The organism is Specibacter sp. BI4 (genome assembly GCF_056680095.1).
In genome coordinates this window covers 2954191-2969519 of sequence record NZ_CM155265.1, presented here as the reverse complement: position 1 = coordinate 2969519, position 15329 = coordinate 2954191, and the positions used below count along the sequence as shown (strand labels likewise).

Sequence of the window (15329 nt, the reverse complement as noted above, 5' to 3'; positions counted from 1 at the left end):
GCCTGCACTCAGACATGCTGGTCCACGATGACCGGATTGCCGTCCGGATCCAGGACGACGAAGCTTGCCGGCCCGCTGCTGGCCTCGTCGGCCTCCGAGAGGAACTCCACCCCGTCGGCCCTGAGCCGTTGTTGGATGTCGCGCACATCGGTGAACGACGCCAGCCCCTGCGCATCCTGGTTCCAGCCCGGGTTAAACGTCAGGGAGTTCTTGTCAAACATGCCCTGAAAGAGCCCGACAACTGCGTCACCGTTTTTCATCACCAGCCAGTTCTGGGTGATGTCGCCGACGTGCCTGGTGAAGCCGAGCTTTTCATAAAAGGCCACTGAGGCGTGGATGTCCTTGACTGTGAGACTGACTGAGAAGGCGCCGAGTTCCATTGCAATGCTCCACTTCTGTGAGGGATTTCCTCTGATCGTAGCGGCACCGGCCCACCTGCGCCCGCTGGAGGCGTCCCGCTCTGGAGACATTGCCGCCGCGGGTGCATGATGGAGGTAGGCGAACGTGCGCAGTACCTCCCCTGAATCTGTTCGCCGGCTGGCCGCGCGCCGGCCCCGGACCAAGGAGCTGACTCGTCATGGACATGATGGGACTGGTTGTCGTCGTTGCTGTCATTGTGGTTGTCACGATCATTATGGGCCTGATTGCCACGCACGGAACGTACAAGAAGCCAAGCCACTAAACGGGTGCGGGCTGCGCCTGGTGAGATTCTGCCCTGGCCGGGCCGTTCCCCAATCGCGTGGCCGCTGTGGTTATTCGCCCATGGCGGGCCCGGCCACCAGCCACCGACCCCAGCGTCGCGACTGCCCCATGTCAAAATGCCCGCGAAACGAATCCGGCACCTTGACGCGCCGACCGCGCCGGAGGAATCTAAGAGTCAGCCACACTGGTTGAGGCCCAACGGACCACAGCATGGCGAAGGAGGCATGACCATGGCCAGAACCAACTCGCGGTACGGATGGATCCGAGACCTTCCGGATCAGCGGGACTTTCACTTTGCCGCTCCCAGCGCAGTCCAGGCAAACCTGCCTCCCTCCGTCGACCTTGTTCCCCAATGCCCGCCAGTCTATGACCAGGGCCAGCTGGGTTCCTGCACGGGCAACGGTGTGGCCGGGGTTGTGCAGTTTGATGCGTTGAAGGAAGGCCTGGCGGACACGTCCACGCCGTCGCGCCTGTTCATCTACTACAACGAACGCGTAATCGAGGGGACGGTCAAGTCCGACGCCGGGGCGCAAATCCGCGATGGCATCAAGACGGTCGCGGCCACAGGCGCCTGCGACGAAACACTGTGGCCGTACGACATCGCCAAGTTCACCGTCAAGCCAAAGGCAGCAGCCTACACCGCGGCCAGGAAACAGCGTGCCGTCACCTACTCGCTTGTCAGCCAGACCTTGAGCCAGCTGAAGAGCTGCCTGGCCTCGGGGTACCCGATCGTGTTTGGCTTCACGGTGTACGACAGCTTCGAAAGCGCCCAGGTTGCCAGCACCGGTGTCGTCCCCATGCCCGGGGCGGGCGAGAGCGTCTTGGGAGGGCATTGCGTGGTCGCCGTCGGATATGACGACGCCAGTCAGCGCTTCACCATCCGCAACTCGTGGGGCGCCGGTTGGGGACTGGCGGGGTACGCCACCATGCCGTACACCTATCTGCTCAGCCAATCTCTGGCCAGCGACTTCTGGACCGTCAAATCCACCACCTGATCTGCCAGCTGAGGCACGACGGCGCAGGCCGGCCTTGCGCTGGAAGGCGGTCACGGTCGGGCCCGGCACGCCTGCCCCTGTGCCGGCTGCGTGCTTTTAAGTCCGCGCGCGGTGAAGTCCGCATGGTGGGCGCCACTTGCCAAAGCGACGTAGACTTGCGCGGTGTTAAAATCCCAGCCCGTCACAGTTTCCATCGCCAGGTCAGTCCAGCCCGGCCATCACCGCCAATTCGCCGCGTGGGCGCATGCCGGCCAGGAGCTGGCCCGCGAGTGGCCGGGCTATCTGGGCTCGGGGTGGGTGCGGGTCAGCCCGGCGTCCGACGAATGGCACGTCATGTACCGCTTCTCCAATGTCGACACCTTGCGCGACTGGGACAACTCACACGAGCGCAAATGGTGGATCGACGGCGGTGGCGGGCTCATGGAAATCACCCGGGTGGAGCATCGCACGGGCATCGAAGGCTGGTTCGACCAACCCGGCGACGTCTCCATCAGCGTCCCGGAAACCGTCGTCCCCCCGAGATGGAAGCAGGCAGTCGGCATCTTCCTGCCGTTCTTCCCGCTGAGCCTGCTGGCGAACATTTTTTTGCGCCCGATCACAGCGGACTGGCCGCTGGTCCTTGCCGTGCTGCTGAACATCGGCATCCTGACGCCCATCATGACTTATTTGTTCCTCCCGCTCAGCACCCGGGTGCTGCGCCCCTGGCTGCAGGCCCCGCGCAAGTCCCGCCGCTCCCGCAAGCCCCGGTAGCAGCCGGCCTGGGTGACCAGCCCAGCAGCACCGCCAGCCCGTGGATGAGCCGGGGATTCCACCGGGCCCGGTCATGGCTGCCCGTGACCGACCGCTTCTGGATGTCTGCGCCCGCGGTGGCAGGTCATTCAGGAGTTTCACTGACGGCTGCCGGAGCCCCGCACCCGCCCGCACGAGATCAACGACCTTCAGCACCGCCTCTGCGGTCGGGTCCGGCTGTTCCTGGTGCGCACATGGTCAGCCGATCACTCCGGCTTTCCACCTGGATGACCGGCTCGACGTGTAATCCGGCGCGCCGCGGCACGGAGAACATTGGACGACGCGGCCAACTCTCGCACTGGCACTCCAGCGGCGTATCCGTTAGTCAATCCGGCTCGTCCATAGGTCCACCAGTAACACCGGCATTATTATGCTTGGGCCAGCCACGATTCACCCGGCTGATGCAGGGGATGGTTTTAGAGCCACGGAACAGACGCCGAGGGGACGCTACCCCTTGGCGCGAACACGTTCGACGAGATCCACGATTGCGCCAGCAACGATGCGCGGTTGCTCCTGGTGCACGATGTGACCGCTGTCGGTGTCGCCGATGACCACGGTATCCGGTAGGAGCGCGGCAACTGCTGCCCGCGACTTGACTAAAACTGCGTCGAGTTTGTACCCAAAGTCAGCAGGCACCTCAGGCGGTTGTCCGCCGGCCGCGACGGACTCCTCGACGAGCGGGCCCCATGGATGGTCAGCAGAGATGACGGTAAATGGCATTGGCTGCATCGGCGGAGCCTGCCGAACCTGATCGAAGCTTGCCTGGATATCGAATCGTTCGATATCAGGGTACTCCACCAGCATCTGGGTGGTGTCGCCGTTGATAAGCGCAAGTTGAATCGCCCAGTCCCCAGGGCTGTACGCATCCTGCATCTCGATCGAGGTGGCGTCGACGAGCGCGAGCCCGAGCACCTGATCGGGATAGCTTGAGGCATACAGGCGCGCTGCGAGGCCACCGATCGAGTGCGCGACGAGCACGAACTGCTCGCTTTCTCCCGCTGCGGCGAGGAGCGCATGCAGGTCATCGACGACCGCGAGGGCGTTCGTCGGCATCGGTGCAGGGTCGCTTCGGCTGAAGCTTTCTCCGACAGGAGTTCCCGGTCGGTCGAAGGCGCACACCCGAGTGTGGCGCGCGACATCCTCGAACACGGCTGGCCCAGCGACACCGTCGGCGACCTCCATCCAGTCCTGAGCCGACGCTCGTTGCCCGGAGACCAGCACAACAGTTGGCGACCCCGTTCCCCGGCATTCGAGATACATTTGCCGACCACCACCGACATCGAAGAGACCGGCCACGTCTGTACTTTGCTTGGTCGGCTCGGGCGGGGCCGGGGTGTCAGGCACGGGAGGCGCACATGAACTCAACAAGGCAGCGAGGCACGCCGCGTAAAGTGTATGGATGGTTCTTCGCTGCATCGACATGGCGTGTCCCGTTCGTCAGGGAGCAACCGCCTCACCGTGTTCAGTCCATGCCACCCGTGACAGCGGAAGCCTCCAATGTCGAGACCACTTCCCGCCATTCTACGCTCGCGGACGAAAATTTACAGGCCACCTAGATCCCGTCCTTAATGGCCAGCGAAAATGGCCAGCGAATCATCGGACCACTGGAAGCGGTCAGGTGCAGCCTGCCCCATCCAGCGGGCCCGCCGTTGAAGCACGACGGCGCCAGCCGGCGTGCCCAACAAACGGCTCCGGACGAGCCCGGCAACGGATTGCGGCGCGCCCGGGCAGAAACAGTAATCGGCCGCGCAAAAGCGTCCCAGCACACCCCAGCCGCACGGCACCATCTGCCGCGGACCGCCGCGGATTCCGTCCTGCCTGCCGGGATCTTTTCTCTCTGATACTGTTGCCTTATTCCACGGACCTCCCGGACAGTCTCTTGCCGGTCGCAGATAACGGGTGGACACTTGAATCCGTTACTTCCTTGAGGAGGAATACATGCACCTGACGCCCCGTGAGCAGGAAAAACTCATGATCGTTGTCGCCGCAGATCTGGCCCGGCGCAGACAATCACGAAATCTAAAACTCAACCATCCGGAAGCCGTCGCCATTCTGACGTATGAGCTGATTGAGGGCGCCCGCGACGGCCGCACCGTGGCGGATCTTATGAGCTGGGGGAGCACCATACTGTCCCGCTCCGACGTCATGGACGGGGTGGCCGACATGATCAAGGACGTTCAGGTCGAGGCAACCTTCCCCGACGGCACCAAGCTCGTCACTGTGCACAATCCCATCCGTTAATGCAGCCCGAACGCCGAAGGAGCGACTCCCATGATTCCTGGGGAATACATTTTGCGTGAAGAAGCGGTAACCTGCAATGCCGGGTTGGAACCGATTTCGCTAAAAATCATCAACCGTGGCGACCGGCCCATCCAGGTCGGTTCGCACTACCACTTCGCCGAAGTTAACGACGCCATGGAGTTTGACCGTGCGGCAGCCTACGGCCGCCGGCTGGACATTCCGGCAGGCACCGCCGTCCGCTTTGAACCGGGCGACGCAAAAACAGTGAACCTGATCGAGCTTTCGGGGACCCGCGAGGTCCACGGCTTCCGCGACCAGGTCAATGGTCCGCTGGACGCCCCAACCGGCTCCAACGGCGCAAAAAACGGTGTGAAAAACGGAGCAAATGCAGTAAAGGATGATGCCAAATGAGCTTTGACCTGAGCCGCAAGCAGTATTCCGACCTGTACGGCCCCACCACCGGCGACGCCATCCGCCTCGCGGACACCGAACTCTTCCTCGAAATCGAACACGACCACACGAAGTACGGTGAGGAAGTTGTCTACGGCGGCGGCAAGGTCATCCGCGACGGCATGGGCCAAAACGGCCAGCGCACCCGCGACGAAGACATCCCGGACACCGTCATCACCAACATCATCGTCCTGGACTACACAGGCATCTACAAGGCAGACGTCGCCCTGCGGGACGGGCACATCTTCAAGATCGGCAAGGCCGGCAACCCGGACATTTCCGACGGCGTGAACATCACCATCGGCGTCGCCACGGACGTCATCGCCGGCGAGGGCAAGATCATGACCGCCGGCGGCATCGACACGCACGTGCACTTCGTCAGCCCCGACCAGGTCCCCGTCGCCCTGGCATCGGGCGTCACCACGCTCATCGGCGGCGGCACCGGCCCGTCCGAGGCCAGCAAGGCCACCACCGTCACGCCGGGCAAATGGCACATCTCCAAGATGCTCCAGGCAGTCGACAACCTGCCCATCAACATCGGCCTCCTCGGCAAGGGCCACGCGAGCGCCCGGGAGCCGCTGGCCGAACAGGTCCGGGCCGGCGTCATCGGGCTTAAGGTCCACGAGGACTGGGGCGCCACACACTCCTCGATCGACATGTCGCTGCAGGTTGCCGACGAATTCGATGTCCAGGTCGCCATCCACTCCGACACCCTCAACGAATTCGGCTTCGTCGAGGACACCATCAAGGCCATCGACGGCCGCGTCATCCACACCTTCCACACCGAGGGTGCCGGCGGCGGGCATGCCCCGGACATCATCAAGGTGGCCGGCCTCCCCAACGTGCTGCCGGCGTCGACCAACCCCACCCTGCCGTTCACTGTCAACACCATCGACGAACACCTCGACATGCTCATGGTCTGCCACCACCTCAGCCCCGACATCCCCGAGGACGTGGCCTTCGCCGACTCCCGCATCCGCAAGGAAACCATCGCCGCCGAGGACGTCCTGCACGACATGGGCATCTTCTCCATCACCTCCTCCGACTCCCAGGCCATGGGCCGCGTCGGCGAGGTGGTCCTGCGCACCTGGCAGGTCGCCGATGCCATGAAGCGCCAGCGCGGGAAGTACGACGACGACCCCGAGTTGGGCGACAATGCGCGCCTGAAGCGCTTTGTTGCCAAATACACGATCAACCCGGCCATCGCCCACGGCATCGCCGATTCCGTTGGCAGCATCGAGGCAGGCAAATTCGCCGACCTCGTCATCTGGGAACCGGCGTTCTTCGGGGTAAAACCGGAGATGGTGATCAAGGGCGGCCAGATGGTCATGTCCATCATGGGCGACCCCAACGGCTCCATCCCCACCCCGCAGCCGCGCACCTTCAGGCACAACTTCGCGTCCCTGGGCCGGGCAGTGCATTCGTCCTCCATCACGTTCATGTCCCAGGCCGCCGTCGACGCCGGGGTCCCGGCCGAGCTGGGCCTGCAGCACGAGGTGCGTGCCTGCCACGGCATCCGCAACCTCACCAAGGCCGACATGAAACACAACGGCGAAACACCCGACATCCAGGTGGACCCGGAAACCTATGAGGTGCGTGTTGACGGCGAGGTCGTCACGGCCGAACCCTCCAGCGTGCTGCCCATGGCGCAGCGCTACTTCCTGTTTTAAGAGGAGAACCATTGATTATCGCAGCCATTATTGGCAACAAGTTTGACCCTGCCACAGAGACGTTTGACCCTGCCAGCCTTGAACAACTGCATGAGGAACGTGTCGTGCTGCCGTCGGCAATGCTGGTCAAGCGCATCCAGCGCGTCACCACCGACCACGGCCGGGAGCTGGGCATCCGCCTGACCGGCGAAACGCACGCCGATCTGCGTGACGGTGACGTCCTCCATGTCGACGGAAAGGACGCCATCGTCATCTCCGTCGAACACACGGATGTCCTGGTGATCGCCCCAAAATCCGTCAGGGAGATGGGCATCGTGGCGCACAACCTGGGCAACCGGCACATGCAGGCACAATTCTTCGGCGACGACAGCGAGTACCAGGCCCAGGTCATGGTGCTCGCCTACGACCACACCGTGGAGGACTACCTCAAGCATGTGGGCGTCCCGTACTCGCGCCAGGAACGCGTCATGCCTGTGCCGTTCCGCCACGCAGAACACACGCACTAGCATGGCGGGCGCACCGAGCTACCTGTTGCCGCTGCTGCAACTGAGCGATTCGGCGCTGCCCACCGGCGCCTTCAGCCACTCGCTCGGCATGGAAAGCCACCTGCACCGGGAGCTCATCCACGACGAGGCGAGCTTCGCGAACTGGCTGACCCAGTTCATCCGCATCCAGCTGGTCCACTCCGACGGGCTGGCCATCCGCCTCGCCTGTGAGGCGGAAAGCCAGGCAGAACTGTTCCGGGTCGACAGGGAACTGCACGCAGCAGCCCTGCCCCGGGAGATCCGGGAGGCCGGGGTGAAGATGGGTGCGCGCATGCTCGACATCGCCGGCTCCGTCTTCCCCTGCGACGAGTTGGCGGCGTATGCGACGGCGGTGACCGCGGGGGAGTGTGCCGGGCACCCGGCACTGGCCTTCGCCATCGCCGGCAGGAACCTAGGCGTGCCGTTGGAGGAACTACTCAGCACCTACCTGTTTTCCACCGTCACGGCACTGACGCAGAACGCGATCCGCGGCATTCCCCTCGGCCAAAACGCCGGCCAACGTGTCCTCGCCGCTGCGCACCAAGAGGTGCGGGACGGCGTCGCACTTATCCAAACGCTGGGACGCGAGGATTTCGGCGTCACGGCCCCCGGGCTGGAAATCGCCCAAATGCAGCACGAGCGCCAACGCGCCCGCATGTTCATGTCATGACCTGCAAACTTTAGAAGGAGAAACAAATGAAACCGATCAAGATTGGCGTTGGCGGCCCGGTTGGCGCCGGCAAGACCCAACTCGTGGAGCGCCTGACACGCGCCCTGGACGGGAAAGTGTCCAGCGCGGCCATCACCAACGACATCTACACCATCGAGGATGCCAAGATCCTGGCCGCGAACGGTGTGCTGCCGCTGGACAGGATCATTGGCATCGAGACCGGTGGCTGCCCGCACACGGCGATCCGCGAAGACACGTCGATGAACTCGGCCGCCGTGGAGGAGCTGCAGGCCCGGCATCCGGACCTGCAGCTGATCTTCATCGAGTCCGGCGGCGACAACCTCTCGGCCACGTTCAGCCCCGAGCTGGTGGACTTCTCCATCTACATCATCGATGTGGCACAGGGTGAGAAGATTCCGCGCAAGGCCGGGCAGGGCATGATCAAGTCAGACCTGTTCATCATCAACAAAACCGACCTGGCCCCCTATGTGGGAGCGGATCTGTCCGTGATGGAGGCCGACACCCTGGAATTCCGCGGCCACAAGCCCTACTGCTTCACGAACCTCAAGACCGACGACGGACTGGAACACGTACTTAACTGGCTCAGGCGCGACGTGCTCATGCTTGACCTGGCGAACTAGGGGCCCAGGTGACCACAACAGCCTCCGTGGGGCGGATTGGCGCAGCTCTCGACTGGGCAGGCCGGCTGTCGCTGGAGGTTGACAGGCGGGACGGCAACTCCATCGCCGTGCGTCAATTCCATGACGGGGCCCTGCGGATCCTGCGCCCGCACTATCTGGATGGGTCGGGCCAGGTTTGCTATGTGGTGATCAACCCGGGCGGCGCTTATCTGGGCGGCGACAAATACCTGATCGAGGTCGCAGTTGCCGACGGGGCAGACCTGCTATTGACGACGCAGTCGGCCACGAAGATCTATCGCACGCCCAACGACAGGGCCGAACAACACATGCACCTGTCGTTGGGCGCGGGGTCGCGGCTGGAACTGCTGCCCGATCCCTTGATCGCGTACCGGGAAGCCAGCTACGGGCAGGTGACGCGGGTGGACATGGACCCGTCGGCGTCGCTCGTCATGGCCGAGGTGGTGACGCCCGGGTGGTCGCCCGACGGTGAGCTGTTCAGGTACGACGAGATCCGCATGCGCAACGAAATCTCCATCGGCGGCCGGCTGACAGTCCTCGACAACTTGTTGATCCGACCGGGGACGGGATCGCCCGTGGACAGCAGCTGCTTCATGGCGGAATACACGCACCTGGGCTCGCTGCTGGTGATGGACGCCCGGGTTGATGGCGCACTCGTGGATGAACTGCATGCCCTGCTGGCTCCCAGGAACGACGGCGGCCAGCTGGGGATCACGCTGTTGGACGGCCCGGGACTGGCCGTGCGGGCCCTGTCCCACTCAACAGAACTACTGAATGAACTGCTGGCTGCCGCCGTGGATTTGCTCCGCGACCGGTGGTACGGCCAAGAACCTCTGAACTTAAGGAAATACTGATGACGACCATTGCCCGCCTTGGATATCTGGAACGCGAAAAGCTTCCGGTCGCCCAAAGGATGGGCGCCACGTTCCTGGCTGTGGCCCTGCTGCACATCATCGTGGCGGCACTGATGGGGTTCTCGCTGATGCGCGATGTGCACCCGCTGGCCATCGGCCTGGTTATCACGGCCTATTTGGCAGGTGTGAAGCACAGCTACGACTGGGACCACATCGCCGCGATCGACAACGCCAGCCGGAAGTTCGCTGCCCAGGGCCGGGGCCCGGTGAGTGTGGGCTTTGCCTTCAGCATGGGCCACAGCTCCGTGGTGATGCTGGCCGGCATCCTGGTCGTCAGCGGCGCCGGCATCATGGGGGCGGTGCTGCAGGAGGGCTCGACGGCGAACATGGCACTTGCCGTCTTCGGCGCGAGCGTCTCGGCCTTGTTCCTGCTGGCGATCGGCCTGTTCAACGGCTCCGCATTCCTGAAAGCCAACGTCCTGTTCCGGCGGGTGCGTGGCGGCGGCACGGTGCAGGACCACGAGCTGGCACCCACCGGCATGGTCGCCCGGCTCATGGACAAGCCCCTGTCAAAGGTGAAGCGACCCCGCGACATTTACGTGCTGGGTTTCCTGTTCGGGCTCGGCTTTGACACGGCTTCCACCATCGCGTTCCTGCTGTTGACGGCGTCGGCCGCGCTGGCCGGCATTTCGGTTGCCGCCCTGCTGGCGCTGCCGCTGGCATTCACGGCAGCCATGACGCTGTGCGATACTGCCAACGGCATGGCCATGATGAAGATGTACCGCTCGGCTGTCATGAACCCGGCGCGCCGGATTGGCTTCAACATGGTGGTCACGGGGCTTTCGGCCACCTCGGCACTCTTTATCTCACTGCTGACCATCGCCACCATCCTCCATGACGTTCTGGGCCTGAGCGACCCCGTTACGACGTGGCTTGCCAACCTGGACCTCGGTCATGCCGGTTTGCTCCTCGTCGGACTGTTCCTGGCAGTGTGGGGGATCGCGGCATTGGGCTGGCGGCGGAACAAGGACGAAAGCACGCCGGTGTGACGTAGCGCATGGAAACTGGACTGTGTGCGTGGCAAGCCACGTCCTGGCCCGAGGATTGATCGTTGGACAGAACCCGGCTGGAGTATGAATTCCGCCCTGAAATTTGACGATGAAGTTAGGCCCATGAAGAAATTTATTCAGTTTTCCGCTGCGGCAATTTTGATTGCCGGTCTGTCCGCGTGCGGTACCGCTGCGCCCGCAACAACCCCGGGCGAAACGCCCAGCTCAGCTTCCACTGCGACCCAGGCGAAGCGGGCAGTCCCCAATGTTGTCGGCATGACGTACCAGGAAGCATACGAAACCCTCGTGAAAGACGACTTCTTCGCCCAACTCGTTGACAAGACGGGAGCCACTTGGGTTGAGGGCAGTCCCTGGGCTGATGCCAAGGTTGGCTCGACGGAGCCCGCAGCAGGCAGCATGACGGATGTGTCGTACGTGAACGTGGCGCTCGAACTGACGCAGGAAGAATACGCCGCACAAATGGAAGCCGCGAAGTAGCGGGCTACCGGCCATGGCCGGCGCGGCAGCCACGATCGGGTGGCAGCTGCGCCGTTTTGGCAGGCCCTGGCCGTTCCGCGGAAAGTGGTGCGGCAGCGCAGACCGGCGTAGGCCGGGAAGTGCTGTCAGTCCTCGAGCAGTTGCAACGCGGTGTCAACAGTTGCGAGTGCTTGTTCGTTGTCGATGCGGGCCAGGGTCATGGCGGCTATCACCAGCGAGGTAAGCACAGTGGCCAGCTGCTGGCCCTGGCCGGGACCAAGATGCGGCCGGTGGGCGGCAACCCCGAACGACAGCGAGGCATGGAGTTCCCGGCGGTAGCCGGCGATCGCCTCGCTCACGGCGGCATCGTTGGAGATCGGGGCGCCGGCCGCGTTCAAAAGCAGGCAGCCGTGGCCCGAAGACAGCGACTCGGGCTGTGTGAGTGCGGCCCGCAGGCCGGTGAAATAGTGAACGATGGCGCCCGGTGTGAGCTCGGGCGAGTTGAGCCCGCGCAGCCGTGGCTCGATGATCTCGGTCAGGTAGCTCTTGATGGCAGCGTCAAAGAGCCCCCGTTTGCTGCCAAAGGCGTGGTAGATGCTGGACCGGCTCAATCCCGTGGCGCGTTCAAGGTCGGGCAGTGATGCTTCCTCATAGCCGTGCTCCCAAAACACCGTCCGTGCCGACCGGACGGCCTCGTTGGTGTCAAAGGCCTGTGTGCGTCCCAAGTGCGTCCCTAATTTTGTGAACCAGTCAGTCCACTATATAGTGGACCGTACGATACATAATATCCCATGGTCGCGGCGATGTGTTCCATGGGCCGCCACCGCCAAAGAAGGATCACCCTGTGCCCACATCAGTCAGTACCCAAATCCAGCTCGCCGCACGCCCCTTCGGCTGGCCGACCGCCGGTGACTTTTCCGCTGTGAAGGTGGAGCTTGGTCCGCTCAATCCCGGCCAGTTGCGGGTCGTCAATGAGTTCATCTCCGTTGACCCCTACATGCGCGGACGCATGAGTGACGCCAAAAGCTACGCGGCACCGTTCGCCCTGGGCGAGACCATGGGTGGCGGCGCCATCGGCCGCGTCGTCGAGTCCGCCAGCGACAGCATCCCTGTGGGTGCCGTGGTGCTCCACCAGTTCGGCTGGCGGGACGTTGTCCAAGAGGACGCCGCCGGGTTCAAGGTCGTGCCGGAACTGCCCGGCGTGCCGCTCTCGCTGTACCTGGGCATGCTCGGCATGACGGGACTCACCGGCTACGTCGGCCTGACGGCGGTTGCGGGCATGAAGGCCGGCGACACGGTGTTCATCTCCGGTGCCGCCGGCGCTGTCGGCACAGCGGCCGGCCAGATTGCCCGCCTCCTGGGTGCCGGCCGCGTCATCGGCTCGGCCGGAAGCGACGAGAAGGTTGCCTTGCTGACGGAAAAGTACGGCTACGACGCCGCCTTCAACTACAAGTCAGGTTCGGTGCGCGAGATGCTCGCAGCTGCCGCACCTGACGGCGTCGACGTGTTCTTCGACAACGTCGGCGGCGACCACCTCGAAGCCGCCCTTGACGTGCTCAACCCGGGCGGGCGGGCTGCCTTGTGCGGCGCCATTGCCGGCTACAACACCACCGGACGCAAGGCCGGTCCTGACAACATGGTCAACATGATCACGCGCGGCCTTTCCCTCAAGGGCTTCACCCTGGGCAGCTACCTGGACCTCGCCCCGGAATTCAACGAGCGCATGACCAAATGGTTCACAGCGGGTGAGATCGCCTTCGACGAAACGGTCGTTGACGGCATCGACAACGCTGTTGACGCCTTCCTGGCCATGATGCAGGGTGCGAACACGGGCAAGATGGTGGTTCGCACGGCCGTGATGGCGGATCTGATCGGCTAGGCCCCGCCTGCCACCGGCGTGGCTGCGCGGAGCGAAGGCAGGCAGGTCCGGCTTCGGGGATGTCCCGGGACCGGGCCTTCGCTGATTCCGGCCCATGCTGCACGCTGAATGTCCTGCCGGAAAAGTGCGACGGCGGCACTGGCCCAATGCAGGTCATGAGGCGACGCCGGCGCGAAGTATTGTCCCCTTCAACCGCCCCGGCTTGACCCTGCCCCCGGGGTCAACGTTTAAGCTGTTTGCAGGAGGCAAGAATGCAAATAGGTGAATTGGCCCGGCGGGCGGAGACGTCCATCAAGGCTGTCCGATACTACGAGGAACTCGGTCTGGTCGCACCGGAGAGACTCTCCAATGGCTACCGCGATTACTCGGACCACGAGCTGCGCATCGTGAAGGAGATCCGCACACTCGCAGCACAAGGCATCGCGCCGGCCAAGGCCGCTCCATTCGTCGAGTGCCTCGCAGCAGGGCACCGCCACAGCGATGAGTGCCCCGCGTCCCTGACTGCCTACAGGGACAGCATCGCCGAGCTGGACCGCCTCATCGCATCCCTCACTTCCCGGCGCCTGCTGCTGTCCGAACGGCTGGAGCAGGGCGCGAATCGAACGTTTGCCAAGGAGCCCAAATTGATCGACTATTCCCAGACCCTCCCCGACAACCTTCCCGCTCCCGAGGACGACGGCGCCGCAGCCCACCTCCCCGGGCTGGCCATGCCTGCGCTGGTCCTCGAATCCACGGATGGTGGGCGGGTGGACTTGTCCCGGCTCGGTGCCGGCCGATCCATCATCTATCTCTACCCGATGACGGGCGTGCCCGGCACCGACCTGCCCGAGGGGTGGGACGCCATCCCGGGCGCCCGCGGCTGCAGCACCGAGGCCTGCGATTTCCGTGACCATTTCGCCCAGCTGCAGGCGGCCGGCGTCGAACGCGTCCATGGCTTCTCCAGCCAGGACCCCGACTACCAGCGTGAGGTCACCGCCCGCCTCCGCCTGCCATTCACCATGGTCTCCGACACCGGGTTCGAGCTCGCCGAAGCCATGGACCTGCCAACCTTCGCCGCACCGGGCCACCCGCGCCTCTACTCACGCCTGACCCTGGTCGTCAGCGCCGGCGTCATCGAGCACGTCTTCTACCCAATTTTCCCGCCCAACACCCACGCGCAGCAGGTGCTGGCCTGGTTGGAGGCGCATCCTGCCGCCTGAGCCTCGCCACCTTGGCCGTGCCGACGGGAGTCAGCGCCAGAATTCGATGAGCTGCCCGGCACGTTCCCTGCCTTGCCCATAACCGGCCCGGGCAGCGGCCGGACGCGTTGACAGGTCCATCATGTTGGCGCCAAACGCGTCGAGTGAGTTGTTGTCCGGCAGGATCGTTTCCACGGTGCTGCCGCACGCGTGCAGCTCGTCGACTTGGGGGGCAAGCTGCAGGCCCCACTCCAGCGGATGCCGTGTCCTGCCTCCCAGCGGCGAAAGGACCAGCACACGCCCGCATCCGGCGGCCAGGTCGGCGTTCTCGCTATTTCGCCGGTAGCCGCCGTCGATGTAGTGGTTGCCGCCGATCTTGTACGCGAAGCTGCCGGCGCAGCTGGCCGCAACGGCGTCCGCCAGGGGGACGCCGCCATCGCGGTCGAACACTGCGGGTTCGCCGGTATTCGCATTGACCGCGGTGATGAGCACGCGCTGTAGCGGCCAGTTCTGGCTTGGCAGCCGGGATGCGACGGTGGCCCGCCACCGCGCTTGCACCGTGTCATCTGTTGATGCGCCCAGCGAGAGCGCCGATTCGCCCATGCGACGGCGCATGTCTTCCGGACTCGACGAGGCCGCGATGACCTCGCCCGTCCTGCGCAAAGTGTCGGAAGACGATCCTTTGCCGCCGTGCCCGGCACCGGGCATGCCATCAACCGGCCGCGGCGGCACCGGAGAGGCAACAATGTCGGAAAACAGCCGCCGCGGGGTGGTGCCGGTGATTTGGGCGGCCGCTGTTGCCCCGGCCGACGTGCCGATGGTCAGATCGGCGGCGGTCACGTCCAAGCCGGCATCAAAAAGGCCGGCGATGACACCCACAAGCCAGGCATTGCCGGCTGATCCGCCGCCGCCGAGGACCAGCGCCCGCCCGGAAGTTGCTTCAGGCGTGGGGTGGCGGGTTGAAAAAGTATTTGAGTTCATGGGAGTTGCCCTTCGCGAATTGCGTCTCAGGAACTCCCGGTGGCGACTAACTCAATCGCGCGATCGTGGACTGCAGGGGAGCGCCCTCTATGGATACCGCGTTCATGGGACCCACCTCCTGCCGATTAATCACGATTACCGAATAATTATCGCCCCCTTGGATGCGCTGCGCAACAGCTGAGCTCCCCGCGCAGGGTGCGGTGAATCTGCC

The 15329-nt window shown here is 64.2% G+C and carries 17 protein-coding genes; 13 read left to right on the top strand and 4 right to left on the bottom strand.

Translation table 11 applies throughout. From position 1 onward, the window contains the following. Window positions 1-8 precede the first annotated feature (8 nt). Window positions 9-380, bottom strand: coding sequence for a VOC family protein (locus tag AC1L6K_RS13640; protein ID WP_480949404.1), 372 nt, complete (start codon window positions 378-380; stop codon window positions 9-11). A 546-nt stretch (window positions 381-926) separates the two neighbouring features. Between AC1L6K_RS13640 and AC1L6K_RS13635 the strand changes: the two genes are divergently transcribed. After that, a complete protein-coding gene (locus tag AC1L6K_RS13635; protein ID WP_480949403.1) occupies window positions 927-1697 on the top strand; it encodes a C1 family peptidase in 771 nt (256 codons plus the stop codon). A gap of 162 nt (window positions 1698-1859) precedes the next feature. Next, window positions 1860-2447, top strand: a complete 588-nt coding sequence (locus AC1L6K_RS13630; protein ID WP_480949402.1) for an antibiotic biosynthesis monooxygenase — start codon at window positions 1860-1862, stop codon at window positions 2445-2447. A 486-nt stretch (window positions 2448-2933) separates the two neighbouring features. On the opposite strand, the gene AC1L6K_RS13625 is transcribed toward AC1L6K_RS13630, so the two are convergent. Further along, window positions 2934-3782 (bottom strand): alpha/beta fold hydrolase, encoded by an 849-nt coding sequence (locus AC1L6K_RS13625; protein ID WP_480949401.1) that lies wholly within the window; start codon window positions 3780-3782, stop codon window positions 2934-2936. A 642-nt stretch (window positions 3783-4424) separates the two neighbouring features. Here AC1L6K_RS13625 and AC1L6K_RS13620 point away from each other — a divergent pair. The 9 genes from AC1L6K_RS13620 to AC1L6K_RS13580 all read left to right on the top strand — a co-directional run bounded on the left by AC1L6K_RS13620 (window position 4425) and on the right by AC1L6K_RS13580 (window position 11101). After that, window positions 4425-4727, top strand: coding sequence for an urease subunit gamma (locus tag AC1L6K_RS13620; RefSeq protein WP_480949400.1), 303 nt, complete (start codon window positions 4425-4427; stop codon window positions 4725-4727). A gap of 30 nt (window positions 4728-4757) precedes the next feature. Further along, window positions 4758-5138: an urease subunit beta gene (locus AC1L6K_RS13615; protein ID WP_480949399.1), complete on the top strand. Its 381-nt coding sequence runs from the start codon at window positions 4758-4760 to the stop codon at window positions 5136-5138. Then, a complete protein-coding gene (gene ureC, locus AC1L6K_RS13610; RefSeq protein ID WP_480949398.1) occupies window positions 5135-6847 on the top strand; it encodes an urease subunit alpha in 1713 nt (570 codons plus the stop codon). The genes AC1L6K_RS13615 and ureC overlap by 4 nt, the downstream gene beginning before the upstream one ends. 11 nt (window positions 6848-6858) lie before the next feature. Further along, the gene (gene ureE, locus AC1L6K_RS13605; RefSeq protein ID WP_480949397.1) at window positions 6859-7353 is read left to right on the top strand and encodes an urease accessory protein UreE; all 495 of its coding nucleotides are present in this window, start codon (window positions 6859-6861) and stop codon (window positions 7351-7353) included. Between the two features lies 1 nt (window position 7354). Then, complete coding sequence (locus tag AC1L6K_RS13600; protein WP_480949396.1) at window positions 7355-8041, top strand: urease accessory protein UreF; 687 nt, start codon at window positions 7355-7357, stop codon at window positions 8039-8041. Between the two features lie 26 nt (window positions 8042-8067). Next, window positions 8068-8682 (top strand): urease accessory protein UreG, encoded by a 615-nt coding sequence (gene ureG / locus AC1L6K_RS13595; protein ID WP_480949395.1) that lies wholly within the window; start codon window positions 8068-8070, stop codon window positions 8680-8682. Window positions 8683-8690: 8 nt separating this feature from the next. Further along, the gene (locus tag AC1L6K_RS13590) at window positions 8691-9554 is read left to right on the top strand and encodes an urease accessory protein UreD (protein ID WP_480949394.1); all 864 of its coding nucleotides are present in this window, start codon (window positions 8691-8693) and stop codon (window positions 9552-9554) included. After that, entirely contained in the window at window positions 9554-10603 is a 1050-nt protein-coding gene (locus AC1L6K_RS13585; protein WP_480949393.1) for a HoxN/HupN/NixA family nickel/cobalt transporter, read from the top strand. The genes AC1L6K_RS13590 and AC1L6K_RS13585 overlap by 1 nt, the downstream gene beginning before the upstream one ends. 123 nt (window positions 10604-10726) lie before the next feature. Continuing rightward, on the top strand, window positions 10727-11101 hold the full coding sequence (locus tag AC1L6K_RS13580; protein WP_480949392.1) for a hypothetical protein: 375 nt from the start codon (window positions 10727-10729) through the stop codon (window positions 11099-11101). Between the two features lie 125 nt (window positions 11102-11226). Here AC1L6K_RS13580 and AC1L6K_RS13575 read toward each other — a convergent pair whose 3' ends face one another. Continuing rightward, complete coding sequence (locus AC1L6K_RS13575) at window positions 11227-11805, bottom strand: TetR/AcrR family transcriptional regulator (RefSeq protein WP_480949391.1); 579 nt, start codon at window positions 11803-11805, stop codon at window positions 11227-11229. A gap of 119 nt (window positions 11806-11924) precedes the next feature. Between AC1L6K_RS13575 and AC1L6K_RS13570 the strand changes: the two genes are divergently transcribed. Beyond that, complete coding sequence (locus tag AC1L6K_RS13570) at window positions 11925-12959, top strand: NADP-dependent oxidoreductase (protein ID WP_480949390.1); 1035 nt, start codon at window positions 11925-11927, stop codon at window positions 12957-12959. 251 nt (window positions 12960-13210) lie between these two features. After that, window positions 13211-14158 carry a MerR family transcriptional regulator gene (locus AC1L6K_RS13565; RefSeq protein ID WP_480949389.1) on the top strand — a complete coding sequence of 316 codons (948 nt, stop codon included), beginning with the start codon at window positions 13211-13213 and terminating at the stop codon, window positions 14156-14158. 30 nt (window positions 14159-14188) lie between these two features. On the opposite strand, the gene AC1L6K_RS13560 is transcribed toward AC1L6K_RS13565, so the two are convergent. Then, a complete protein-coding gene (locus AC1L6K_RS13560) occupies window positions 14189-15118 on the bottom strand; it encodes a patatin-like phospholipase family protein (RefSeq protein WP_480949388.1) in 930 nt (309 codons plus the stop codon). Window positions 15119-15329: the final 211 nt, after the last annotated feature.

Excerpts from the sequence above, each read along its gene's own strand:
- AC1L6K_RS13640 (WP_480949404.1), bottom strand. The coding sequence starts at position 380 with ATGGAACTCGGCGCCTTCTCAGTCAGTCTCACAGTCAAGGACATCCAC.
- AC1L6K_RS13635 (WP_480949403.1), top strand. The coding sequence starts at position 927 with ATGACCATGGCCAGAACCAACTCGCGGTACGGATGGATCCGAGACCTT.
- AC1L6K_RS13620 (WP_480949400.1), top strand. The coding sequence starts at position 4,425 with ATGCACCTGACGCCCCGTGAGCAGGAAAAACTCATGATCGTTGTCGCC.
- AC1L6K_RS13615 (WP_480949399.1), top strand. The coding sequence starts at position 4,758 with ATGATTCCTGGGGAATACATTTTGCGTGAAGAAGCGGTAACCTGCAAT.
- ureC (WP_480949398.1), top strand. The coding sequence starts at position 5,135 with ATGAGCTTTGACCTGAGCCGCAAGCAGTATTCCGACCTGTACGGCCCC.
- AC1L6K_RS13600 (WP_480949396.1), top strand. The coding sequence starts at position 7,355 with ATGGCGGGCGCACCGAGCTACCTGTTGCCGCTGCTGCAACTGAGCGAT.
- ureG (WP_480949395.1), top strand. The coding sequence starts at position 8,068 with ATGAAACCGATCAAGATTGGCGTTGGCGGCCCGGTTGGCGCCGGCAAG.
- AC1L6K_RS13585 (WP_480949393.1), top strand. The coding sequence starts at position 9,554 with ATGACGACCATTGCCCGCCTTGGATATCTGGAACGCGAAAAGCTTCCG.
- AC1L6K_RS13580 (WP_480949392.1), top strand. The coding sequence starts at position 10,727 with ATGAAGAAATTTATTCAGTTTTCCGCTGCGGCAATTTTGATTGCCGGT.
- AC1L6K_RS13565 (WP_480949389.1), top strand. The coding sequence starts at position 13,211 with ATGCAAATAGGTGAATTGGCCCGGCGGGCGGAGACGTCCATCAAGGCT.
- AC1L6K_RS13560 (WP_480949388.1), bottom strand. The coding sequence starts at position 15,118 with ATGAACTCAAATACTTTTTCAACCCGCCACCCCACGCCTGAAGCAACT.